This window comes from Pseudomonas sp. B6002 (assembly GCF_013385985.1).
Lineage (GTDB): Bacteria > Pseudomonadota > Gammaproteobacteria > Pseudomonadales > Pseudomonadaceae > Aquipseudomonas.
In genome coordinates, this window is the sequence record NZ_JACAOY010000002.1 from 112,181 (window position 1) to 134,593 (window position 22,413).

At 61.1% G+C, this 22,413-nt stretch carries 22 protein-coding genes; 7 read left to right on the forward strand and 15 right to left on the reverse strand.

Features of this window, described 5'->3' with window-relative positions; all coding sequences use genetic code 11:
• Positions 1–52: 52 nt before the first annotated feature.
• Entirely contained in the window at positions 53–1,201 is a 1,149-nt protein-coding gene (locus HX792_RS01685; protein WP_176994490.1) for an NAD(P)/FAD-dependent oxidoreductase, read from the reverse strand.
• A gap of 36 nt (positions 1,202–1,237) precedes the next feature.
• Positions 1,238–1,405, reverse strand: a complete 168-nt coding sequence (locus HX792_RS01690) for a rubredoxin (RefSeq protein ID WP_015886569.1) — start codon at positions 1,403–1,405, stop codon at positions 1,238–1,240.
• Between the two features lie 196 nt (positions 1,406–1,601).
• On the opposite strand from HX792_RS01690, the gene HX792_RS01695 reads away from it, so the two are divergent.
• Both HX792_RS01695 and ubiA read left to right on the forward strand, forming a co-directional pair.
• Positions 1,602–2,165, forward strand: a complete 564-nt coding sequence (locus HX792_RS01695) for a chorismate lyase (RefSeq protein WP_176994491.1) — start codon at positions 1,602–1,604, stop codon at positions 2,163–2,165.
• On the forward strand, positions 2,165–3,055 hold the full coding sequence (ubiA, locus tag HX792_RS01700; RefSeq protein WP_176994492.1) for a 4-hydroxybenzoate octaprenyltransferase: 891 nt from the start codon (positions 2,165–2,167) through the stop codon (positions 3,053–3,055). Before HX792_RS01695 ends, ubiA begins: the two co-directional genes overlap by 1 nt.
• Positions 3,056–3,155: 100 nt before the next feature.
• On the opposite strand, the gene HX792_RS01705 is transcribed toward ubiA, so the two are convergent.
• Complete coding sequence (locus HX792_RS01705; protein WP_176994493.1) at positions 3,156–3,536, reverse strand: hypothetical protein; 381 nt, start codon at positions 3,534–3,536, stop codon at positions 3,156–3,158.
• A gap of 153 nt (positions 3,537–3,689) precedes the next feature.
• Here HX792_RS01705 and phoB point away from each other — a divergent pair, with 153 nt between their 5' ends.
• From phoB to HX792_RS01720, 3 genes are all read left to right on the forward strand, one after another.
• Positions 3,690–4,379 (forward strand): phosphate regulon transcriptional regulator PhoB, encoded by a 690-nt coding sequence (phoB, locus tag HX792_RS01710; protein ID WP_003195617.1) that lies wholly within the window; start codon positions 3,690–3,692, stop codon positions 4,377–4,379.
• Between the two features lie 81 nt (positions 4,380–4,460).
• Positions 4,461–5,747: a phosphate regulon sensor histidine kinase PhoR gene (gene phoR / locus HX792_RS01715; protein ID WP_218172521.1), complete on the forward strand. Its 1,287-nt coding sequence runs from the start codon at positions 4,461–4,463 to the stop codon at positions 5,745–5,747.
• Positions 5,748–6,006: 259 nt separating this feature from the next.
• On the forward strand, positions 6,007–7,347 hold the full coding sequence (locus HX792_RS01720) for a hemolysin family protein (protein WP_078739814.1): 1,341 nt from the start codon (positions 6,007–6,009) through the stop codon (positions 7,345–7,347).
• A gap of 89 nt (positions 7,348–7,436) precedes the next feature.
• Here HX792_RS01720 and HX792_RS01725 read toward each other — a convergent pair whose 3' ends face one another.
• The 11 genes from HX792_RS01725 to HX792_RS01775 all read right to left on the reverse strand — a co-directional run bounded on the left by HX792_RS01725 (position 7,437) and on the right by HX792_RS01775 (position 19,981).
• On the reverse strand, positions 7,437–8,108 hold the full coding sequence (locus HX792_RS01725) for a M23 family metallopeptidase (protein ID WP_176994495.1): 672 nt from the start codon (positions 8,106–8,108) through the stop codon (positions 7,437–7,439).
• 60 nt (positions 8,109–8,168) lie between these two features.
• Positions 8,169–8,468, reverse strand: a complete 300-nt coding sequence (locus HX792_RS01730; RefSeq protein WP_176994496.1) for a helix-turn-helix domain-containing protein — start codon at positions 8,466–8,468, stop codon at positions 8,169–8,171.
• A 4-nt stretch (positions 8,469–8,472) separates the two neighbouring features.
• Positions 8,473–8,796 (reverse strand): type II toxin-antitoxin system RelE/ParE family toxin, encoded by a 324-nt coding sequence (locus tag HX792_RS01735; RefSeq protein WP_176994497.1) that lies wholly within the window; start codon positions 8,794–8,796, stop codon positions 8,473–8,475.
• A 187-nt stretch (positions 8,797–8,983) separates the two neighbouring features.
• Complete coding sequence (locus tag HX792_RS01740; RefSeq protein ID WP_176994498.1) at positions 8,984–9,892, reverse strand: response regulator; 909 nt, start codon at positions 9,890–9,892, stop codon at positions 8,984–8,986.
• Positions 9,893–10,055: 163 nt separating this feature from the next.
• Positions 10,056–10,817, reverse strand: a complete 762-nt coding sequence (gene phoU, locus HX792_RS01745; protein ID WP_176994499.1) for a phosphate signaling complex protein PhoU — start codon at positions 10,815–10,817, stop codon at positions 10,056–10,058.
• 71 nt (positions 10,818–10,888) lie between these two features.
• A complete protein-coding gene (gene pstB, locus HX792_RS01750) occupies positions 10,889–11,722 on the reverse strand; it encodes a phosphate ABC transporter ATP-binding protein PstB (RefSeq protein WP_176994500.1) in 834 nt (277 codons plus the stop codon).
• Positions 11,723–11,855: 133 nt separating this feature from the next.
• Positions 11,856–13,526 (reverse strand): phosphate ABC transporter permease PstA, encoded by a 1,671-nt coding sequence (gene pstA, locus HX792_RS01755; protein ID WP_176994501.1) that lies wholly within the window; start codon positions 13,524–13,526, stop codon positions 11,856–11,858.
• A 15-nt stretch (positions 13,527–13,541) separates the two neighbouring features.
• On the reverse strand, positions 13,542–15,575 hold the full coding sequence (locus HX792_RS01760) for an ABC transporter permease subunit (RefSeq protein WP_176994671.1): 2,034 nt from the start codon (positions 15,573–15,575) through the stop codon (positions 13,542–13,544).
• A 485-nt stretch (positions 15,576–16,060) separates the two neighbouring features.
• Positions 16,061–17,047: a phosphate ABC transporter substrate-binding protein PstS gene (locus HX792_RS01765; RefSeq protein ID WP_053258707.1), complete on the reverse strand. Its 987-nt coding sequence runs from the start codon at positions 17,045–17,047 to the stop codon at positions 16,061–16,063.
• Positions 17,048–17,311: 264 nt separating this feature from the next.
• Entirely contained in the window at positions 17,312–18,601 is a 1,290-nt protein-coding gene (locus HX792_RS01770; protein ID WP_176994502.1) for an MFS transporter, read from the reverse strand.
• Positions 18,602–18,703: 102 nt separating this feature from the next.
• Positions 18,704–19,981 (reverse strand): MFS transporter, encoded by a 1,278-nt coding sequence (locus HX792_RS01775; protein ID WP_176994503.1) that lies wholly within the window; start codon positions 19,979–19,981, stop codon positions 18,704–18,706.
• Positions 19,982–20,357: 376 nt separating this feature from the next.
• Between HX792_RS01775 and HX792_RS01780 the strand changes: the two genes are divergently transcribed.
• Together HX792_RS01780 and HX792_RS01785 are read left to right on the forward strand one after the other, a co-directional pair.
• The gene (locus HX792_RS01780) at positions 20,358–20,762 is read left to right on the forward strand and encodes an acyl-CoA thioesterase (protein WP_003176975.1); all 405 of its coding nucleotides are present in this window, start codon (positions 20,358–20,360) and stop codon (positions 20,760–20,762) included.
• A 57-nt stretch (positions 20,763–20,819) separates the two neighbouring features.
• Positions 20,820–21,719 (forward strand): D-hexose-6-phosphate mutarotase, encoded by a 900-nt coding sequence (locus HX792_RS01785; protein ID WP_176994504.1) that lies wholly within the window; start codon positions 20,820–20,822, stop codon positions 21,717–21,719.
• Positions 21,720–21,835: 116 nt separating this feature from the next.
• Here HX792_RS01785 and HX792_RS01790 read toward each other — a convergent pair whose 3' ends face one another.
• Positions 21,836–22,372 (reverse strand): DUF3299 domain-containing protein, encoded by a 537-nt coding sequence (locus HX792_RS01790; RefSeq protein WP_050784921.1) that lies wholly within the window; start codon positions 22,370–22,372, stop codon positions 21,836–21,838.
• Positions 22,373–22,413 lie beyond the last annotated feature (41 nt).

A 22,413-nucleotide genomic window follows, 5' to 3' on the forward strand; every position in this document is an offset into this window, starting at 1 on the left:
GGCGACCTTTCTAGGGGTAAGACCGTGCTGATTCCGACAGAACGACAGGTATTTACGCCAGCAACGGCGGAAGTTCTTTGTTCAGGGCCAGTTTTTCCATGACGGCGGTGCCGGTCAGCGCGTAACCCAACAGGCGCCCGCCTGCGTCGCGGCACAGGGCCTTGATGTCGGCGCCCTGGCCTTCAACGCTCCACACACCTTCGGTGCCCCGTGGCGGTGGCGAGACCACCAGCGGGCACACCGGCGTCTTCACGGTGACCGGCATCGGCCCATAGCTGACGGCCGTGGCGTTGCCGGCCAGGGTCTGGGCCAGCGCACGGGCGCAGCTCATCAGCGGCATCACGTACAGCAGGTTCAGGCCGTCGACCTCGGCGCAGTCGCCCAGGGCGTAGATATTGGCGTGGGAGGTCTTGAGGTGGCGGTCTACCGTGATCCCACGGTTGGTTTGCAGGCCTGCAGCGGCCGCCAGGTCGACTCGCGGGCGCAGGCCGATGGCCGAGACGACTAGGTCGCAGTGCACCACTGCGCCGTCGGACAGGTGCGCTTCCAGGCCGTCCGCCGTGCGCTGCAAGCGGTTGAGTACAGGGCCCAGGTGGAAGCGCGCGCCGAGGCCTTCGAGCCCGGCCTGGACGGCAGCGGCGGCCGCCGGGTGCAGCAGGGTCGGCATGACTTGCTCGCACGGTGCCACCAGGTCGATTTCGTAGCCGCCGAGGATCAGGTCATTGGCAAACTCGCAGCCGATCAGGCCGGCGCCGAGCAGCAACACGCGGCGTTTGCCCGCAGCCGCCGCGCGAAAACGCGCATAGTCTTCGAGGTCGTTGATCGGGAAAATCAGCTCGGCGGCGTCACCTTCGACCGGTACGCGCACGGTCTCGGCGCCCCAGGCCAAGACCAGGTCGCGGTAGGCCACCGCTTCCTCGCCGATCCACAGGCGCTTGTGGCCGGGGTCGATGCCGCTGACGCGGGTGTGGGTGCGCACTTCGGCCTTGAGTTGCTCGGCCATCGCGCCGGGTTCAGCCATGCTCAGGCCATCGGCTTCCTTGTTCTTGCCAAAGCCGGTGGAGAGCATGGGCTTGGAGTAGGAGCGCCCGTCATCCGCGGTGATCAGCAGCAATGGGGTCTCGCTGTCGAGCTTGCGAAACTCCCGGGCCACGTTGTAACCGGCCAATCCTGTGCCGATGATCACGACAGGTGCGTTCATTCCTTTCTCCTTGTAGTACGGTTCTTAAAATTCAGATCAGCCGATTTCGATCATTTCGAAATCCATCTTGCCCACGCCGCAGTCCGGGCACAGCCAGTCTTCCGGGACGTCTTCCCAACGGGTGCCAGGCAGGATTCCGTCATCTGGCCAACCGTCTTTCTCGTCATAGATCAGGCCGCAGACTACACATTGCCACTTCTTCATTTACTTGCTTCCTCAGGGTCCAGGCATCTTGGCCGACGGTCGATAGACCAACGTTGCCGTGCGGCTCAGGGCGTTTTGTACTGATCGGGGCCGGCAGATGCAAGCATGATCGACGCATGGGGCCGGTTCGGCCCGGCAAAAGTTCAAGACGCCATGGTAAGCTCGCCGCCTCTTTTGCTGCCAATACTGACTCACCGTGCCGCACTCAATCGCCCGTCCCGATGCTTGCCAATGGCTGACCCAGAGCCTTCTGAGCCCCTTGCCCACGCCCCTGACCCTCAATTGGCTGTTCAACGAAGACTCGCTGACGCGACGGCTGACGTGGCTGTCCAACGACGGTTTCAGCGTGACGCCGCTGTTCGAAGGCTGGCAGCCGCTGCGCGATGACGAGTGCGCGGCCCTGGGCCTGCCCGCGGCCACCATCGGCTGGGTGCGTGAGGTGTACCTGCGTGGGCACGGCCAGCCGTGGGTGTTCGCCCGCAGCGTGGCGTCGCGCGGTGCCTTGCAAGGCGACGGCCTGCACATGGACGAACTGGGCAGCCGTTCGCTGGGCGAGCTGCTGTTTTGCGATCAGGCGTTCACCCGCCAAGCCATTGAAGTGTGCCATTACCCAAGGGACTGGCTGCCTGCGGCGGACAAGGCTGAGGGGTTGTGGGGGCGCCGTTCGCGCTTCGACCGTGGGGCGCTGAGTGTGCTGGTGGCGGAAATCTTCTTGCCGAGTTTCTGGCACGCGCTGCACGACCACCCGGAGAACTGCTGATGTATCAACGTGTGCTCAAGTCCTTGAACCACCTGAACCCCAGGGCCTGGGACTTCATTCAGCTGACCCGCATGGACAAGCCGATCGGCATCTACCTGCTGCTGTGGCCGACATTGTGGGCACTGTGGATTGCCGGCAAGGGCTCGCCTTCCCTGATCAACATCGTGATTTTCGTGCTGGGTGTGGTGCTGACCCGCGCCGGTGGTTGCGTGATCAATGACTGGGCCGACCGCAAGGTCGATGGCCATGTAAAGCGCACCGAGCAACGCCCGCTGGTCAGCGGCAAGATCAGCTCAAAAGAGGCGCTGGTGTTTTTTGCAGTGCTGATGGGCATCAGTTTCCTGCTGGTATTGCTGACCAACGCCACCACCATCCTGCTGTCCCTGGGCGGCCTGGCCCTGGCGGCGAGCTACCCGTTCATGAAGCGCTACACCTATTACCCGCAAGTGGTGCTGGGTGCAGCGTTTTCCTGGGGCATGCCGATGGCGTTCACCGCAGAAACCGGCCACCTGCCGGCCACGGCGTGGCTTCTCTATATTGCCAACCTGCTGTGGACGGTGGGCTACGACACCTATTACGCGATGACTGACCGTGACGACGACTTGAAGATCGGTGTGAAATCCACCGCCATTCTGTTCGGCGATGCCGACCGCGTGATCATCCTCACCTTGCAGGGGCTGTCGCTGGTGTGCCTGTTGCTGGCGGGGGCACGGTTCGAACTGGGAGGCTGGTTCCATTTGGGACTGTTGGCCGCAGCGGGCTGTTTTGCCTGGGAGTTCTGGTACACCCGGGACAAGGACCGCTTGAAGTGCTTCAAGGCGTTCCTGCATAACCATTGGGCTGGGTTGGCGATCTTTGTCGGGATTGTGGCGGACTACGCGTTTCGCTGAAGTTTCGTAGCGGCTGGTCTGGCGCCTTCGCGGGCAAGCCCGCTCCCACATTTGGAATGCATTCCCCTGTAGGAGCCGGCTTGCCGGCGATAGCGGTGTATCAAGGTTTGGCGACTTTCCAGGCGCCGTCCATTTTGCCGTCACCGGTCATGTCCCCCGCCTTCTTGTCCATCACGAAGGTGTAGAGCGGCTTGCCGTCATAGGCCCATTGGCTTTTCTGATCATCGCGGGTGATCACCGTCCATTTGCCTGAAGACTTGTCAGTCGAGGCGGCCGTCAACGGTGGCCAGTTGGTCGCGCACTTGTCGTTGCACACCGACTTGCCGTCAGCATCCTTGGCGAAGGTATAGAGCGTCATGCCCTTGTGATCCACCAGCATCCCGTCTTTCGTCATCGCGGGGTCCGCCGCGAAGGCCAGCGTCGGCAGCGTCAACGCCGCCGTGACCAGCAGGGCTTTCCAGGAAACACTGTTGATAGCCATCGGAACCTTCCTTTTGTGGTTGTAAGGATTCGGACCCAAAGCGTAGTCCAGAGAGGCGCGAATTGCCCAAGCGACTAAATTACTGTCACACGACTGCAATAATTCCGTTATCTAATGCGGCGCAAGACAGTTAAATGACAAGAGGATTTAGGCATGGTTGGCAGGAGCATTCTGATCGTTGACGACGAAGCGCCCATTCGCGAGATGATCGCCGTTGCGTTGGAAATGGCCGGCTATGACTGCCTGGAGGCGGAGAACTCCCAGCAGGCCCATGCCATTATCGTCGACCGCAAGCCGGACCTGATCCTGCTGGACTGGATGCTGCCCGGCACCTCCGGCATCGAGCTGGCCCGTCGCCTCAAGCGTGACGAGCTGACCGGGGACATCCCGATCATCATGCTCACCGCCAAGGGCGAAGAGGACAACAAGATCCAGGGCCTGGAAGTGGGCGCCGATGACTACATCACCAAACCTTTTTCCCCACGTGAGCTGGTCGCGCGTCTGAAGGCCGTATTGCGCCGCGCTGGCCCGACCGACGGTGAAGCACCAATCGAAGTCGACGGCCTGATCCTGGACCCGATCAGCCACCGCGTGACCATCGACGGCAAGCCGGCCGAGATGGGCCCGACCGAATACCGCCTGCTGCAATTTTTCATGACCCACCAGGAACGCGCCTACACCCGTGGCCAACTGCTGGACCAGGTCTGGGGCGGCAACGTGTACGTGGAAGAACGCACCGTGGACGTGCACATCCGTCGCCTGCGCAAAGCCTTGGGCGATGCCTACGAGAATCTGGTACAAACCGTGCGCGGCACTGGCTATCGCTTTTCTACCAAAGGCTGAGCCAGCCCTTTCCTTCCTTAACAGCTGACAAGGACGCATGTTTAAGTGAACCAGAACTGGCATGGCACCCTGATCCGCCACATGCTTCTGTTGATCACCGGCTGCCTGTTGGTGGGCCTGGTCAGCGGTTATTACGGCTGGAGCCTGGCCGTCGGTATCGGCCTGTACCTGGGCTGGACCCTCAAGCAACTGTTGCGCCTGCATGAATGGCTGCGCCAGCACAAACCCGATGAAGCGCCACCCGACGGCTACGGCCTGTGGGGCGAGGTGTTCGACAGCATCTACCACCTGCAACGCCGCGACCAACGGGTCCGCGGGCGCCTGCAAGCGGTGATCGACCGCGTGCAAGAGTCCACTGCCGCGCTCAAAGACGCGGTGATCATGCTCGACAGCGACGGCAACCTGGAATGGTGGAACCGCGCCGCCGAGACCTTGCTGGGCCTCAAGACACCCCAGGACAGCGGCCAACCGGTGACCAACCTGGTGCGCCACCCGCGCTTCAAGGAGTACTTCGAACAGGAGAACTACGAAGAAGCCCTGGAAATCCCCTCGCCCACCAACGACCGCGTGCGCATCCAGCTGTACCTGACGCGCTACGGCAACAATGAACACTTGATGCTGGTGCGCGATGTCACCCGCATCCACCAGCTTGAGCAGATGCGCAAAGACTTCGTCGCCAACGTTTCCCACGAACTGCGCACGCCGTTGACGGTGATCTGCGGTTACCTGGAGACGCTGCTGGACAACGTCGACGAGATCAACCCGCGCTGGAGCCGTGCCCTGCAGCAAATGCAGCAGCAAGGTTCACGCATGCAGACCCTGCTCAACGACCTGCTGTTGCTGGCCAAGCTGGAGGCCACCGATTACCCGTCGGACAACCACCCGGTGGCCGTGCAAAGCCTGTTGCAGACCATCAAGAACGACGCCCAGGCCCTTTCCGGCCAGCGCGGACAACAGATCACCCTGGAGGCCGACCCGGCCGTGCTGCTCAAAGGCAGTGAAGGCGAGTTGCGCAGCGCTTTTTCCAACCTGGTGTTCAACGCCGTGAAATACACCCAGGACAAGGGCAATATCCGCATCCGCTGGTGGGCCGACGAGCACGGCGCGCACCTCAGCGTGCAGGATTCGGGTATCGGCATCGACGCCAAGCACCTGCCGCGCCTGACCGAGCGTTTCTACCGTGTGGACTCCAGCCGCAACTCCAACACCGGCGGCACCGGGCTCGGCCTGGCCATCGTCAAGCACGTGTTGCTGCGCCACCGTGCGCGCCTGGAGATCAGCAGCGTGCTGGGCCATGGCAGTACCTTTACCTGCCACTTTCCCCCGGTGCAGATGACCCGTTCGCGGCTGGTCGAAAATGATGAATAACCTGAAGTAACAGTTGCCCGGTGTGGGAGCTGGCTTGCCTGCGATGACATTGGCACAGCCAATAGAGAGCTCGCCTGACACTCCGCTATCGCCGGCAAGCCAGCTCCTACAGGGGTTCGGCTATACGACTTTCCACGTCCCACCCGGCAGCGGGCACTAGGCAAGCGCCCCGTCAGCCGCTACATTGGCCGACTTGCGCCCGCCTTTGCGGCCCACCTGCCACCCCTTATTGAACACACGGAACCTGCAAAACCCCATCATGGACCCTTCCCCTGGTATCACCCTCGCCACACTCTTCGCCGACTTCGGCATGATTCTTTTTGCACTGATCCTGGTACTGCTCAACGGTTTCTTCGTTGCGGCGGAATTTGCCATGGTCAAACTGCGTGCCACCCGGGTCGAGGCCATTGCCCACAAGAACGGTTGGCGCGGGCAGATCCTGCGCACCGTGCACAGCCAGCTCGACGCTTACCTGTCGGCCTGCCAGTTGGGTATCACCCTCGCCTCCCTGGGCCTGGGCTGGGTCGGTGAGCCGGCCTTCGCGCACATCCTCGAGCCGCTGCTGGGCGCCGTCGGTGTGCAATCGCCGGAAGTGATCAAGGGCGTGTCGTTCTTTGCGGCGTTCTTCGTGATTTCCTACCTGCACATCGTGGTCGGCGAGTTGGCGCCCAAATCCTGGGCCATCCGCAAACCCGAGTTGCTGTCGCTGTGGACGGCGGTGCCGCTGTACCTGTTCTACTGGGCCATGTACCCGGCGATCTACCTGCTCAATGCCAGCGCCAACGCGATCCTGCGCATTGCCGGCCAGGGTGAGCCTGGCCCGCACCATGAACACCATTACAGCCGCGAAGAACTCAAGCTGATCCTGCACTCCAGCCGTGGCCAGGACCCGAGCGACCAAGGCATGCGCGTGCTGGCCTCGGCCGTGGAAATGGGCGAACTGGAAGTGGTGGACTGGGCTAATTCCCGGGAAGACCTGGTAACCCTGGATTTCAACGCCCCGCTCAAGGAAATCCTCGCGCTGTTCCGTCGCCACAAATTCAGCCGCTATCCGGTGTACGACGCCGATCGCAACGAATTCGTGGGCCTGTTGCATATCAAGGACCTGCTGCTGGAACTGGCCGCTCTGGACCACATTCCCGAGTCGTTCAACCTGGCCGAGCTGACCCGCCCGCTGGAGCGTGTATCGCGGCATATGCCGCTGTCGCAACTGCTGGAGCAGTTCCGCAAAGGCGGCGCGCACTTCGCCCTGGTGGAAGAGGCCGACGGCAAGATCATCGGCTACCTCACCATGGAAGACGTGCTGGAAGTGCTGGTGGGCGATATCCAGGACGAACATCGCAAGGCCGAACGCGGCATCCTGGCGTACCAGCCGGGCAAGTTGCTGGTGCGCGGCGACACGCCGCTGTTCAAGGTGGAGCGCCTGCTGGGCGTGGACCTGGACCACATCGAAGCCGAAACCCTGGCCGGCCTGATCTACGACACGCTCAAGCGCGTGCCGGAAGAGGAAGAAGTGCTGGAAGTGGAAGGCCTGCGCATCATCATCAAGAAGATGAAAGGCCCGAAAATTGTGCTGGCCAAGGTCCTGCTGCTCGACTAAACACCCCCTGTAGGAGCCCGGCTTGCTGGCGATAGCGACCGTGGAAACAGTGATGTTCTCACTGGCCCCATCGCCGGCAAGCCGGGCTCCTACAGGCCTGCTGCAAAATTGGGCAGCGTGCCCACCGGCTGGTTGAATTCATACGGAATCGATACCAGCCCCGCCTCCGTGGCGCGCTGCACCACAAAATGCAGGTGCGGCCCGCTGCTGTTGCCAGTATTGCCCGACAGCGCCAGTGGGCTTCCCACACTCACACGCTGCCCTACCCGGACACTCACCGAACCTTGCTTAAGGTGCAGGTACACTGCCTCGCTGCCGTCGTCATGGCGCACCCGTACAAAATTCCCCGACGCATCATTGCCACGCCCGACTTGCTCGTTCTCGGTTTTCACCACCATGCCATTGCGCGCCGCAATGATCGGCGTGCCTTCGGGCATGGCGATGTCCATGGCGTAGCGGCTTTTGGCGTCGGTATGGCTGAAGCTGCCGTTGGGCCCTTGGGTGAGGCGAAACGGGCCACCACGCCAGGGCAGCGGGTAGCGGTAGGCTTGTGGTGAATAAGTCGGCTTGGGCACTCCAGGCATCGGGGGTTTCACGCGTTCAACCCTGCGCTCCTGGATCACAAACGCTTGGGCGCCCGGGGTATGCCGGTCACTGAAGAACACCACGCCATTGGCATCGGTGGATTTGTAGAGGGTCATGGCTTGGGCCGACAAAGCGACCGTCGCCAGCCCACTGCACAGCAATAAGCGCACGAGCATAGCGTGAACCTGCCGAGATGACTGAGCGGCAGGTTAGCGCGGTTTGATGACAACTTTTGTTTAGGCTGGCAGCCCGTTGAAACAGATATCCACGTTCATTTGCGCAGCCGCCGATAGATTGACCAAGGCGTCCAGAGAGAGCTTGTCGATCTTGCCAGTGAGGACGTCGTTAAGTCGGGGCTGGCTGATGCCCAATCTGTGTGCCGCATCTTTTTGAGAAAGCTCCCAGCTGCGAATGACCTGGCACAGCTCCAACAGCAATTTTGAACGCAGCCGCATATTGGCAGCTTGCTGGGGCGTATCTTCCAGCGCGTCCCAAACACAGCTGAAACGCTCACCGTAAACTTTTTGATTGGTCATGGGCTCAACCTAACTCCTGCAACCTGGCGCGAGCCAGCTCGATATCTCGCCCTTCGGTTTTTTGTGTGGTCTTGCGCAGCGCGTGCAGCACATAGATGGCCTCTGGCCGGTTGACCACATAAAACACTCGAAAAGCTCCTGATTCCTCAGTGATCCGAATTTCGCTGACCCCCCTCCCGATAGTCTTCATCGGTTTGCAATCAAAAGGCTGTTCACCCTGCTGCAATAGATCCAACTGAAAGCCGGCAGCCCTTCGGGCGTCGAGAGGGAATTCTTTGAGATCCTTGAGCGAGCTGCCTAGAAACACCACATCCTTGTGCCTTGGCATTGACTTCTCCTTTCCTGGAAAGAAGAAGCCTAATCAACGATTCAACCAGAGGCGGTGCGGGTGTGTTTCAAGGCATAGCAAAAGCTCGAAAACACTGACGCGTTATCGGGAGGCTATATCGAAACAGATATAAATCAAGCGACCTTACGGGAATCAGACGGTCGGTCGATTCCCTTGATTCAGGCGATCAAGCGCCCGGCACGAAGTGCTTTTGCGCCGTGCCGCGTGCGATCAGGCGGGAGATGTAGTCGAGCTTCTGCGCGTCCTGGTCGATGAAGCGGAAGGTCAGTTGCAGCCAGTCGCTGTCGGGCTTGGGCTCGTAGGCGACGATAGCGTGCAGGTAGCCGTTGAGGCGCGCCACTTCGGCGTTGTCACCTTGCTCAAGGTCGAGCACCGCGCTTTCCAGTACCTGAGGCAGGACTTCACCACGGCGTACCACCAGCAGCGCTTCCTTGATGCTCAGCGCCTTGATCACGCATTGCTGGTTGCCGCTGGACAAGCGCAGTTGGCCTTGGCCACGACCGCCCGCCGGCGCGGCAGCAGGTGCCTGGACCGGTGGGCTGTTGAGCAGGCCTTTGCTCGGTGCGGGTGCCGCTGCGGCCACCGGTGCCGGGCGTACTGCTTCGGGCTTGCCGCCGGTCAGGGCGCTCAAGGAGTCGTTACCGAAAGCCGAGCTCATCTTGGTCGGGGCACTGGCGATCAGGGCGTCGAGGCGGCCGATCTTGTGCAGGGCCTGCTTGACCTTGTTCAACAATTGCTCGTTGGTGAACGGCTTGCTGACGTAGCCGGAGACGCCGGCCTGAATCGCCTGGACCACGTTTTCCTTGTCGCCACGGCTGGTCACCATCACGAAAGGCATGGCCTTGAGATGGGCTTGCTCACGGCACCAGGTCAGCAGCTCCAGGCCCGACATTTCCGGCATTTCCCAGTCGCACAGCACCAGGTCGAAGGTCTCGCGCATCAGGATGGCCTGGGCCTTTTTGCCGTTTACCGCATCTTCAATCTTGATCCCGGGGAAGTAGTTGCGCAGGCACTTCTTCACCAGGTCGCGGATAAACGAGGCGTCATCCACCACCAATACACTGACTTTACTCATCGACCCTTCACCCTATAAACGGCACGCAAGACGCCTGACTGATGGCATTTTGCCAAAACTCGGTAGTCACAGTCGGACTTTATTACCCCGGCTGCGCAAAAAATTCATGTGCCACAAACAAAAACGCCCGGCCTGAGGCCGGGCGTTAATTTCTCGGGCAACCTTACTTATCGTCAGGTTCGCCCGGAACATTAGGGATTTGGTCGGCTGTGCCTTCAACTTCGGCTTTCATGCGCTTGAGGCCCATGTGCCGCACGTCGGTGCCGCGCACCAGGTAGATCACCAGCTCAGAGATGTTGCGCGCGTGGTCGCCGATACGCTCCAGGGAACGCAGCACCCAGATAATGTTCAAGACCCGCGAGATAGAGCGTGGGTCTTCCATCATGTAGGTGGCCAGCTCACGCAACGCCGTCTTGTATTCGCGGTCAATGATCTTGTCGTACTGCGCCACCGACAACGCCAGTTCGGCGTCGAAGCGGGCAAACGCGTCCAGAGCATCGCGCACCATGTTGCGCACCTGGTCGCCGATATGGCGCACTTCCACATAACCGCGCGGGGCTTCGCCTTCTTCGCACAGCTGGATGGCACGGCGGGCGATCTTGGTGGCTTCGTCGCCGATGCGCTCCAGGTCGATCACCGACTTGGAGATGCTGATGATCAAACGCAGGTCGGAGGCCGCTGGTTGGCGACGGGCCAGAATGCGCAGGCACTCTTCGTCGATGTTGCGCTCCATCTGGTTGATCTGGTCATCGATCTCGCGCACTTGCTGGGCCAGGCCCGAGTCGGCCTCGATCAGCGCGGTGACGGCGTCGTTGACTTGCTTCTCCACCAGCCCGCCCATCGCCAGGAGGTGGCTGCGCACTTCCTCAAGCTCGGCGTTGAACTGCGCGGAGATGTGATGGGTAAGGCCTTCTTTGCTAATCATGTGGGTGTCCTTGGAGCGTCCGGTAAGGTGCGGAGAACCGCAGCATTCAGTGCAATCAGAACCAGCGTGCTCTAGCCATAGCGACCGGTGATGTAGTCTTCGGTCTGCTTCTTGGCCGGGTTGGTGAACAGAGTATCGGTGTCGCCGAATTCCACCAGCTTGCCCATGTACATGAACGCGGTGTAGTCGGAAACCCGTGCCGCCTGTTGCATGTTGTGGGTCACGATCACAATGGTGAACTTGGACTTGAGCTCGTAGATCAGTTCTTCGACTTTCAGCGTAGAGATCGGGTCGAGTGCCGAGCACGGTTCGTCGAGCAGCAATACTTCCGGCTCCACGGCGATGGTACGGGCGATCACCAGACGTTGCTGCTGGCCACCGGACAGACCGAGTGCCGAGTCGTGCAGACGGTCCTTGACCTCGTCCCACAGCGCCGCACCTTTCAACGCCCACTCAACGGCTTCGTCGAGGATGCGTTTCTTGTTGATGCCCTGGATGCGCAGGCCGTAGACCACGTTTTCGTAGATGGTCTTGGGGAACGGGTTGGGCTTCTGGAACACCATGCCCACGCGGCGACGCAGCTCGGCCACGTCTTCGCCCTTACGGTAGATGTTGCTGCCGTAGAGGTTGATGGCGCCTTCCACACGGCAACCGTCCACCAAGTCGTTCATGCGGTTGAAGGTACGCAGCAGCGTGGACTTGCCGCAGCCCGACGGGCCGATGAAGGCGGTCACGCGCTGCTTGGGGATGTTCATGCTGACGTCGAACAGCGCCTGCTTTTCACCGTAGAACAGGCTCAGGCCCGGGACTTCGATGGCCACGGTTTCCTGGGCCAGGCTCAGGCTCTGCTTGTCGCGACCCAGGGCAGACATGTTGATGCCGTGGGTAGGGGTTTCGTGTTGCATGGGATGCTCCCTGTGCTGTTGTGTGGGAGGGGGCTTGCCCCCGATGGCAGTGTGTCAGTCAGCACATCTGTTTCTGATCCGCCGCTATCGGGGGCAAGCCCCCTCCCACATTTATTCTGCGTTGACTTATAAATCAGCTATCCAGCGCTTTGTATTTCTCGCGCAGGTGGTTACGAATCCACACTGCCGACAGGTTAAGCGTGGCGATCACCAGCACCAGCAGCAAGGCGGTGGCGTACACCAGTGGCCGTGCGGCTTCGACGTTCGGGCTCTGGAAGCCGACGTCATAAATATGGAAGCCCAAGTGCATGATCTTCTGGTCCAGGTGCAGGTACGGGTAGTTGCCATCCAGCGGCAGCGACGGCGCCAGCTTCACCACACCGACCAGCATCAGCGGCGCCACTTCACCGGCGGCACGGGCCACGGCGAGGATCATGCCGGTCATCATTGCCGGGCTGGCCATCGGCAGCACGATTTTCCACAGCGTTTCCGCCTTGGTCGCGCCCAATGCCAGGGAGCCTTCACGCACGGTGCGAGGAATTCGCGCCAGGCCTTCTTCAGTGGCCACGATCACCACCGGCACTGCCAGCAGCGCCAGGGTCAGTGAAGCCCACAACAGGCCCGGGGTACCGAAGGTCGGTGCCGGCAAGGCTTCGGCGAAGAACAGGCGGTCAACCGAACCACCCAGTACATACACGAAGAAGCCCAGGCCGAACACGCCGTAGACGATGGCCGGTACGCCCGCCAGGTTGTTCACCGCAATGCGGATAACCCGCGTCAGGGTGTTCTGCTTGGCGTATTCACGCAGGTACACCGCCGCCAGTACGCCGAACGGGGTCACGATCATCGCCATGATCAAGGTCATCATCACGGTACCGAAGATGGCCGGGAAGATCCCGCCTTCGGTGTTGGCTTCCCGCGGGTCGTCGCTGAGGAACTCCCAGACCTTGCTGAAGTAGAAGCCGATCTTGGTCATGGTGCCCATGGCGTTCGGCTGGTAGGCGTGCACCACTTTGCCGATGCCGATTTCCACTTCCTTGCCGTTGCCATCGCGGGCCGTCAGCGAGTCGCGGTTGAACTGGGTGTGCAGGTCAGCCAGGCGCGCTTCGATCTCTTTATAGCGGTTGTTCAGCTCGGCACGGCCAGTGTCCATGTCGGCCTGGGCGGTGGCGTCGAGCTTGCCTTCCAGCTCCAGCTTGCGACCGTGCAGGCGGATGCGCTCCAGCCCGGCGTTGATCGCGCCGATATCGGTTTTTTCCAGGCTTTTGAGCTGGGCCGCCAGCTTGTTCACACGGTCGACACGCGCCTGCAGCTCAGGCCATGCGGCCTCGCCTTCAGCAATGACCTTGCCGTCCTGCTTGACGTTGACCAGGGTGCCGTAGAAGTTGCCCCACTCGCGACGCTCGATGGCCATCAACTCGACCGGCTTGGTCTGGTCCTTCAACCATTCGCCGACGATCCAGGTGAAGTCGTTGCCGTTCAGGTCCCGGTTACCGACCTTGATCAGCTCGCGGGTCATGAATTCCGGGCCTTGCTCCGGCACAGGCAGGCCAGCGCTTTTCAGGCGCTCGCGCGGCACTTCTTCCTTCTGCACCACTTCGCCGATGACGATATGGTTTTCCAGACCCGGCACGCTGTAGTTGGCCTGGATCAGGTCGGCCGGCCAGAAGTGGCCGAGGCCACGCACGGCAATCACCGCCAGCAAACCAATGGTCATGATGACCGCGATGGACACCGCGCCACCGCTGATCCAGACGCCGGGGGCGCCGCTCTTGAACCATCCATTCAGGGAGTTCTGTTTCACAGACTTCTACCTTTCTTAAAGCGACGAGTATTTCTTGCGCAGACGCTGACGGATCAGCTCGGCGAGGGTGTTCATGATGAAGGTGAACAGCAGCAGTACCAGTGCCGAGAGGAACAGCACACGGTAGTGACTACCGCCCACTTCCGATTCCGGCATCTCGACCGCCACGTTGGCCGCCAGGGTGCGCAGGCCTTCGAACAGGTTCATCTCCATCACCGGGGTGTTACCGGTGGCCATCAGCACGATCATGGTTTCGCCGACCGCACGGCCCATGCCGATCATCAGCGCCGAGAAGATACCCGGGCTGGCGGTCAGGATGACCACGCGGGTCATGGTCTGCCATGGCGTGGCGCCGAGGGCCAGGGAACCCAGGGTCAGGCCGCGTGGCACGCTGAACACGGCGTCTTCGGCGATGGAGTAGATGTTCGGGATCACCGCAAAACCCATGGCCAGGCCGACCACCAGTGCGTTGCGCTGGTCGTAGGTGATGCCCAGGTCGTGGGAGATCCACATGCGCATGTCGCCGCCGAAGAACCAGGTTTCCAGGTACGGGCTCATATACAGCGAGAGCCAGCCCACGAACAGGATCACCGGGATCAGGATCGCGCTTTCCCAGCCATCAGGAACGCGCAGGCGCAACGACTCGGGCAAACGGCTGAAGATAAAACCGGCCACCAGGATGCCAATCGGCAACAGCATCAGCAGACTGAAGATGCCCGGCAGGTGCCCTTCCACATACGGCGCCAGGAACAGGCCGGCGAAGAAGCCGAGGATCACCGTCGGCATCGCTTCCATCAACTCGATCACCGGCTTGACCTTGCGGCGCAGGCTCGGGGCCATGAAATAAGCGGTGTAGATCGCAGCGGCAACTGCCAGCGGTGCAGCCAGCAGCATGGCGTAGAACGCAGCCTTCAACGTACCGAACGTCAGCGGAGCCAGGCTCATCTTCGGTTCGAAGTCGGTGTTGGCGGCGGTCGATTGCCAGACGTATTTAGGCTCGTCGTAGTTTTCGTACCAGACCTTGCTCCACAGCGCGCTCCAGGACACTTCCGGGTGCGGGTTGTCCAGCACCAGCGGTTGCAGCTTCCCGCCGGCTTCCACGATCACGCGGTTGGCGCGCGGCGACAGGCCGAACAGGCCTTGGCCATCAACCACCGGGTCGACCAGCAGGGTACGGTGGGCAGTGCTGTGGAACACGCCGAACTTGCCGGACGCATCCAGGGCGGTGAAGCCTTTGCGACGTTCTTCAGCGGTGATTTCCACGATCGGCGCAGTGCCCATCTGGAAGGTGCGGATCTGTTTCAGGCGTTGCTCGCCATCCGGGTCGCGAGCCATGAACCACTGGGCCAGGCCACCCTTGGAGTTACCGACGATCAGCGAGATACCGCCCACCAGTTGGGTGCTGGCAGTGATGTCGGCAGCGCCGTCTTCTAGCAGTTTGTAGCGGCCGTTGAGGCTCTTGTCACGCAGGCTGAACACATCGGCCAGCGCGCGACCGTTGATCACGTACAGCCACTGCTGGCGTGGGTCGATGAAGATCGCCTTCACCGGCTCGGTCATTTGCGGCAGCTCGATACGCTTCTGCTCGCTGGTGACTTCACCGGTCATCATGTTTTCTTCGCGGCTCAGCGACAGCACGTTCAAGTGCGAGCCCGACGAACCGGCGACCACCAGGGAGGAGTCAGTGGCGTTCAGTGCAACGTGTTCCAGCGGGCGACCGCCATCGTCCAGCACGATTGGCGTTTCACCGTAAGGGTATTCGACTGCCGGGTTGATGGTTTTCTTGCCGTCCGGGTACGACACTTTATAGGTGTGGCGGAACACCAGGGATTGGCCATTGGACAAACCGAGGATCACCAACGGGCTGCCCGGCTGATCTTTACCAATGGACACCACTTGGCTGCCAGCCGGCAACGGCAAGTCGACGCGCTTGATCTCAGCGCCGCTGTCCACATCAAAGAACAGCGCCTGGCCCTTGTCGGAAACCCGCATGGCGACCTGGTTCTGTTCTTCCAGAGAGATCATCAGCGGCTTGCCGGCGTCCTGGATCCACGCAGGCGTGAGGGCGTCTTCCTTGGTCAACGAGGCACCCTGGAACAACGGCGCAACGACATAGGCGAGGAAGAAGAAGATCAGGGTGATGGCGCCGAGGACGGCGAGGCCGCCGATCAAGACGTACCAACGGGTCAGGCGATCTTTGAGCGCGCGGATGCGGCGCTTGCGTTGCAGCTCAGGCGTATTGAAATCAATGCGCTTGGGGGGAGAAGTCGTCGTCATGGTGGAATTGGCCAGATCATTCATGCGCACACCCTAGCGATCCTGTATGACAGAAAGATGACAATGCAGTGACGCAAGAAATCCGCCGCGGAGCAGGGCTGGCAGCGGACTAAAAAATAGTGGTGTAGGTAGGCTTGTGTGGGAGCGGGCTTGCCCGCGATGGCATCAACACGATTTCAATCTTGAACCGCGTCGCCAGCATCGCGGGCAAGCCCGCTCCCACAGAAAAGCCTGCCCCTACACAGGGTATTGCAGGCTTAGTTGCCTTCTTTCAGACCCAGGTCAGCCAGGGCCTTGGCGGCGACTTTGGCTGGCAGTGGGATGTAGCCGTCTTTCACTACAACTTCCTGGCCCTGTTTGGACAGAACCAGCTTCACGAACTCAGCTTCCAGCGGGGCCAGAGGCTTGTTCGGGGCTTTGTTGACGTACACGTACAGGAAGCGGGACAGCGGGTATTTGCCGTTCAGGGCGTTTTCTTCGCTGTCTTCGATGAAGTCAGTGCTGCCTTTCTTGGCCAGAGCAACGGTCTTCACGCTTGCAGTCTTGTAGCCGATGCCCGAGTAACCGATGCCGTTCAGCGAGGAGCTGATCGACTGCACGACCGAAGCCGAGCCTGGTTGTTCGTTCACGTTTGGCTTGTAGTCGCCTTTGCACAGGGCTTCTTCTTTGAAGTAGCCGTAGGTGCCGGATACCGAGTTACGACCGAACAGTTGCACTGGCTTGTTGGCCAGGTCGCCGGTCACGCCCAGGTCACCCCAGGTTTTCACGTCGGCTTTGGCGCCACACAGACGAGTCGAGGAGAAGATCGCGTCGACTTGTTCCATGGTCAGGTGCTGGATCGGGTTGTCCTTGTGCACGAACACAGCCAGGGCGTCTACGGCAACCGGGATAGCGGTTGGCTTGTAGCCGTACTTCTGCTCGAAGGCAGCCAGTTCGGTGTCCTTCATCTTGCGGCTCATCGGGCCCAGGTTGGAGGTGCCTTCAGTCAGCGCAGGTGGTGCAGTGGCGGAGCCGGCAGCCTGAATCTGGATGTTGACGTTCGGGTATTCCTTTTTGTAGGACTCAGCCCACAGGGTCATCAGGTTAGCCAGGGTGTCGGAACCAACGCTGGACAGGTTGCCCGATACACCGGTGGTCTTGGCGTAAGCCGGAATTGCCGGGTCAACACCAGCGGCCACCGCGTGGGCGGTCGCAACGCCAGCAGCGACAAAAGTCATTGCCGCCATCAAACGCTTCAGTTTCATGCCTTGCTCCTAGCAGATAGGGATAGTTGGATCGGGGCCAAGTATCGGTAGGCCGTGTGAACACTCTATGTCTGGAATATGACAATTAGATGAAAGGCCAGCATTTGTGAAAATCCTGACAGGAAGGGCAAAGATCAATAAAACCGGGGCTTGCGGGGGAAAAGCGGGGATTTAGGCGATGTTTCAGAAACACTCTGCAAACGTTGGCATAAACGAAACGTGTAGCGAGGCAGTTTGCGCCCTCGCTACACGGTTATCAGCGAGTCAGCGCCCGCGCTTCCACAGGTAGCCACCCACCAGCGTCCCCATCACACACAGCACGGCGACATAGTAGGCAGGGCCCATCGGGCTTTCCTTCATCAGCAGCGATACCGCGAGCGGCGTCAGGCCGCCGAACACGGCGTAGGCAACGTTGTACGAGAACGACAACCCGCTGAAACGCACCACAGGCGGGAAGGCTTTCACCATCACGTAGGGCACCACACCAATCACGCCCACAAACAGGCCGGTCAGGGTGTACAGCGGGAAGAGCCAGTTCGGGTGCTCGATGAGGCTGTGATACAGCGTCCACGAGGTTGCCAGCAGCAGCAGGCAACCGATCACCAGCACACGGCCTGCGCCGAAGCGGTCGGCCAGGGCACCGGAGGCAATACAACCCAGGCTCAAGGTGACGATGGCCAGGCTGTTGGCCTGCAACGAAACAGTGGGGCTGAAGTGGTAGACGGTCTGCAGCACGGTCGGGGTCATCAGGATGACCACTACCACACCGGCTGACAGCAGCCAGGTCAGCAGCATCGACAGCACGATGGCGCCACGGTGGTCACGCAACACCGCACGCAACGGCAGCTCGGCCGCCAGGGCTTTGCGCTGCTGCATTTCGGCGAAGATTGGCGTTTCATGCAGCCAGCGGCGCAGGTACACCGAGAGCAAACCGAACACGCCGCCGAGCAGGAACGGGATACGCCATGCGTAGTCCGAAACCTGTTCCGGGCTATAGACGGTATTGATGCCAGTGGCCACCAGCGAGCCCAACAGGATGCCCGCAGTCAGGCCGCTGGTCAGGGTGCCGCAGGCGTAGCCGATATGACGGGGTGGCACGTGTTCGGACACGAACACCCAGGCGCCCGGCACTTCGCCGCCGATCGCCGCGCCCTGGATGACGCGCATCAGCAGCAACAGCAGCGGCGCCCACAAACCGATCTGCGCGTAGGTGGGCAACAGGCCCATGATCAGGGTTGGCACGGCCATCATGAAGATGCTCAAGGTGAACATCTTCTTGCGACCCAGCAGGTCACCGAAGTGCGCCATGATAATGCCGCCCAGGGGGCGCGCCAGGTAGCCCGCGGCGAAGATGCCGAAAGTCTGCATCATGCGCAGCCACTCGGGCATATCGACGGGGAAGAACAGTTTTCCGACCACAGTGGCGAAAAACACGAAAATGATGAAGTCGTAGAATTCCAGCGCCCCGCCCAAGGCAGACAGCGACAGGGTTTTGTAGTCGTTGCGGGTCAGCGGGCGCGAAGGTTGCGCACTGCTTGCGGGCACGGAGGACATGGCAAGGCTTCTCTTATTGTCAGGACGGCGAACGCGAGACCCCGGCAAGCGCCGGGGTCGGTTCGGCACGATAACAAATCGCCCGCAAAAGCACAGCGTTGCTTAGCGCCCGCGCTTGCAGAGGTATCCACCCACCAGCATCCCCATCACACACACCAGCGCCACATAGTAGGCCGGGCCCATCGGGCTCTCCTTGAGCAGCAGCGACACGAATACCGGGCTCAGCCCGCCAAGCACGGCATAGGCCAGGTTGTAGGAAAACGACAGGCCACTGAAACGCACGGCCGCCGGGAAACCCGTGACCATGACGAAGGGGGCTGCGGTCACGGTGCCGACAAACAGCCCGGTCAACATGTACAACGGGAATAGCCATTCAGGGTGGCCAGCCAGGCTGGCGTACAGCGCCCAGCACGTCACCATCAAGCCGAAACAGCCGAACACCAACACGCGGCCAGCCCCCAGGCGGTCGCACAACTTGCCGGCAATCACCAAGCCCAGCGCCATGCTGATGATCGCCAGGCTATTGGCCTGCAACGCCACTTTAGGGGCGACATGGTAGACACCTTGCAGCAGGGCGGGCGTCATCAGGATCACCACCACCACACCGGCCGACAAAAACCAGGTCATCAACATCGACAACACAATCGACTCACGACTCTCGCGCAGTACCGTGCGCAGCGGCACTTCCCGGGACAACGCCTTGCGCTGCTGCAACTCGGCGAACACCGGCGTTTCATGCAGCCAACGGCGCAGGTACACCGACATCAAGCCGAATACCCCGCCCAGCAGAAACGGAATGCGCCACGCATAATCGGCCACCTGCTCGGGGCTGTACGCACCATTGATACCCGTGGCGACCAGCGAGCCGAGCAGAATCCCCAGGTTCAGGCCCACCGACAACACGCCGACGGCATAGCCAATTCGCTTGGCCGGCACGTGTTCGGCCACAAAAATCCACGCGCCCGGTACCTCACCGCCAATCGCCGCGCCCTGGATGATGCGCATCAACAGCAACAGCACCGGCGCCAGCAGGCCGACCTGCGCATACGTCGGTAGCAAGCCGATGGCCAGGGTCGGCAACGCCATCAGGAAGATACTGAGGGTGAACATCTTCTTGCGCCCCAGTAGGTCGCCGAAGTGCGCCATGACGATGCCGCCCAAGGGCCGGATCAGGTAGCCGGCGGCAAAAATGCCGAAGGTCTGCACCAGGCGCATCCATTCGGGCATGTCCGGCGGGAAAAACAGCTTGCCCACCACGGCCGCGAAAAACACAAAGATGATGAAGTCATAGAACTCCAGCGCACTGCCCAGGGCGGAAAGCGACAGGGTTTTGTAGTCGCTGCGGGTCAGCGAGCGCGCAAGGGGCGCAGCAGTCGGCATGGCAAGGCTTCTCTATAAAGACGGGTACTTGCCGGAACAACACTCCACGCCCGGTAAATATTCCGTGCAACGAGCACAGTTTCCGGAAAAAGCCCCATTACAGCTGGGATTTGGCGACCAAATGAACGCTGGGAGGTCGTCGCGACGCCAGCGTCTCGATATACTCGGCCCTTGCAAGCGCCAAACCCGCTGTCTTGAGGGGCTGCTGTGCCAAAACGTCGTTGGGTGCCATCCAGCCGATTTGGCAGAGTTTCCCTTTAGTACGCCTTACGAGAAACGCATCACGCGGTGTATGTTGGTGCTGAAACGTTTTTTTCGAAGACGGCTATCCACTTGAAATACCCATGAAGCGTTACGGGTCAGAGGCACCCTTGGCATGATCGAACTCGAACAAGAAGATCCTATCCCGCAAGGCGATCTCGCCCTGCAAATCACCGCGCTCCCGCGTGAAACCAATGGTTTTGGCGATATCTTCGGCGGCTGGCTGGTCGCGCAGATGGACCTGGCCGGCACCGCCATGGCCAGCAAGGTCGCAGGCGGCCGCGTGGCCACCGTGGCCATCGATCGCATGGCGTTCCTGGTACCGGTCGCTGTGGGCGCGCAGTTGTCCTTCTATACCCAGGCCCTGGAAATCGGCCGCAGCTCGATCCAGATGATGGTCGAAGTGTGGAGCGATGACCCGCTGTCCAGCGAATGGCGCAAGGTCACCGAGGCCGTGTTCGTGTTCGTCGCCATCGATGGCAGCGGTCGCACGCGCTCGGTTCCGTCGCGCGCACGTTAAACCTCATCGGGTTTTGACGGTCAATTGCCCCATTGCCTGCCATAAAGAGTGCTTTGTATGCCTGTGCCCCACGTTGAAACCGTGAAAATCGACGAGCTGGACTGCTGGCGCATTCGCCACAACGGCGCTGAATTGATGATCGCCCAACAAGGCGCGCATATCTTCAGTTACGGCCGCGAGGGCGAACAGCCGCTGATCTGGCCCAACCCTGAGGCAGTGTTCAAGCAGGGCAAAGGCATCCGTACTGGCGTACCGGTGTGCTGGCCGTGGTTCGGCGTGTTCGACCGCAACCCGCCCAGCGTGAAGGCCATGCGCCAAAGCGAACAGCCTGCCGGTGCCCACGGTTTTGTGCGCACGGCGCTCTGGGAATTGGCCGGAACCACACTCGAAGGCGAAGCACTGCGCGTGGACCTGGTGCTTCCAGTACCTGCAGGCGGTTTCCCGGGCTGGCCCCACAAGGTCGACCTGAACCTGAGCCTGCTGCTGGACGACCAACTGCACATCCGCCTGACCAGCCATAACCGTGGCACCGACACCGTGACCCTCAGCCAGGCACTGCACACCTACTTCGCCGTGAGCGACGTGCGCAATGTGCACGTCGAGGGGTTGGACGGTGGAACCTACATCGACACCGCCGACGGCTGGACCACCAAGCAACAGGCTGGGCCCCTGCACTTCACCGCCGAGACTGATCGCATCTACCTCGACACCCCGGCGCAACTGAACATCGTCGACAAAGACTGGCAGCGCCGCATCCAGCTCACGGCCGAGGGGTCGACGTCCACCGTAATCTGGAACCCATGGACCGAGCGCGCCAAGGCGTTCGACGACATGGCCGATGATGGCTGGACGGGCATGCTGTGTATCGAGACGGCGAATGTGCTGGATGATGTGGTGACCTTGGCACCAGGCCAACACCACACCTTGGGCGTGAGCATCACCAGTATCGCGCTGTAAACCCGATCCAAATGTGGGAGCTGGCTTGCCTGCGATAGCATCGCCTCGGCGACACTGATACACCGAGGTGCCTGCATCGCAGGCAAGCCAGCTCCCACATTGATAGGTGTTGGGTTTTAGAGATCCGACTCCTTCACCACCCTCACCTTCCCCGCATCCAGCGCATACGCCGCGTCCGCCAGGTCGTTATTGACCTTCTCCACCTTCAGTGTGCCCGTCACCCACAAAGGCGTGTAGATATCATCCAGCTTCAACCCTTTGGGGTAGCGCACCAGCACCAGCTGATTAGGCGGCGGTGGCGGCACGTGGATACAGGCGCCTGGGTACGGCACAAGGAAGAACAAGGTGCTGCGGCCCTTGGCGTCGGTTTCCAACGGCACCGGGTAACCGCCGATGCGGATGTTCTTGCCGTTCATGGCAGCCACGGTCTTGGTGGAGTACATCACCGCCGGCAAGCCTTTGCTTTGCTTCAAGCCACCTTTGTCGGTGAACGTGCCTTGGGCTTCAGGGGAGTTGTGGTCGATCTCGGGCATGGCCTCGAGGGCTTTCTGATCCGACAGCGGCATCAGGTCGAGCCAGTCGGTTTCCGGCAGTTCGCCGGCGTGCGCCAGGCCAGAGCCCAGCAGGAGGAGAGTCAACAGAAGACGGCGCATGGAGAGGCTCGACAAATACAGGTGGCGAGCATTCTAGCCCT

What these genes read in the sequence shown, in the direction of transcription:
- phoB (WP_003195617.1), top strand. Translation starts at nt 3,690, where the DNA reads ATGGTTGGCAGGAGCATTCTGATCGTTGACGACGAAGCGCCCATTCGC.
- ubiA (WP_176994492.1), top strand. Translation starts at nt 2,165, where the DNA reads ATGTATCAACGTGTGCTCAAGTCCTTGAACCACCTGAACCCCAGGGCC.
- phoR (WP_218172521.1), top strand. Translation starts at nt 4,461, where the DNA reads ATGCTTCTGTTGATCACCGGCTGCCTGTTGGTGGGCCTGGTCAGCGGT.
- HX792_RS01765 (WP_053258707.1), bottom strand. Translation starts at nt 17,047, where the DNA reads ATGAAACTGAAGCGTTTGATGGCGGCAATGACTTTTGTCGCTGCTGGC.
- phoU (WP_176994499.1), bottom strand. Translation starts at nt 10,817, where the DNA reads ATGATTAGCAAAGAAGGCCTTACCCATCACATCTCCGCGCAGTTCAAC.
- HX792_RS01705 (WP_176994493.1), bottom strand. Translation starts at nt 3,536, where the DNA reads ATGGCTATCAACAGTGTTTCCTGGAAAGCCCTGCTGGTCACGGCGGCG.
- HX792_RS01730 (WP_176994496.1), bottom strand. Translation starts at nt 8,468, where the DNA reads ATGACCAATCAAAAAGTTTACGGTGAGCGTTTCAGCTGTGTTTGGGAC.
- pstB (WP_176994500.1), bottom strand. Translation starts at nt 11,722, where the DNA reads ATGCAACACGAAACCCCTACCCACGGCATCAACATGTCTGCCCTGGGT.
- HX792_RS01685 (WP_176994490.1), bottom strand. Translation starts at nt 1,201, where the DNA reads ATGAACGCACCTGTCGTGATCATCGGCACAGGATTGGCCGGTTACAAC.
- HX792_RS01780 (WP_003176975.1), top strand. Translation starts at nt 20,358, where the DNA reads ATGATCGAACTCGAACAAGAAGATCCTATCCCGCAAGGCGATCTCGCC.
- HX792_RS01740 (WP_176994498.1), bottom strand. Translation starts at nt 9,892, where the DNA reads ATGAGTAAAGTCAGTGTATTGGTGGTGGATGACGCCTCGTTTATCCGC.
- HX792_RS01785 (WP_176994504.1), top strand. Translation starts at nt 20,820, where the DNA reads ATGCCTGTGCCCCACGTTGAAACCGTGAAAATCGACGAGCTGGACTGC.
- HX792_RS01725 (WP_176994495.1), bottom strand. Translation starts at nt 8,108, where the DNA reads ATGCTCGTGCGCTTATTGCTGTGCAGTGGGCTGGCGACGGTCGCTTTG.
- HX792_RS01775 (WP_176994503.1), bottom strand. Translation starts at nt 19,981, where the DNA reads ATGCCGACTGCTGCGCCCCTTGCGCGCTCGCTGACCCGCAGCGACTAC.
- HX792_RS01690 (WP_015886569.1), bottom strand. Translation starts at nt 1,405, where the DNA reads ATGAAGAAGTGGCAATGTGTAGTCTGCGGCCTGATCTATGACGAGAAA.
- HX792_RS01735 (WP_176994497.1), bottom strand. Translation starts at nt 8,796, where the DNA reads ATGCCAAGGCACAAGGATGTGGTGTTTCTAGGCAGCTCGCTCAAGGAT.
- HX792_RS01720 (WP_078739814.1), top strand. Translation starts at nt 6,007, where the DNA reads ATGGACCCTTCCCCTGGTATCACCCTCGCCACACTCTTCGCCGACTTC.
- HX792_RS01790 (WP_050784921.1), bottom strand. Translation starts at nt 22,372, where the DNA reads ATGCGCCGTCTTCTGTTGACTCTCCTCCTGCTGGGCTCTGGCCTGGCG.
- HX792_RS01770 (WP_176994502.1), bottom strand. Translation starts at nt 18,601, where the DNA reads ATGTCCTCCGTGCCCGCAAGCAGTGCGCAACCTTCGCGCCCGCTGACC.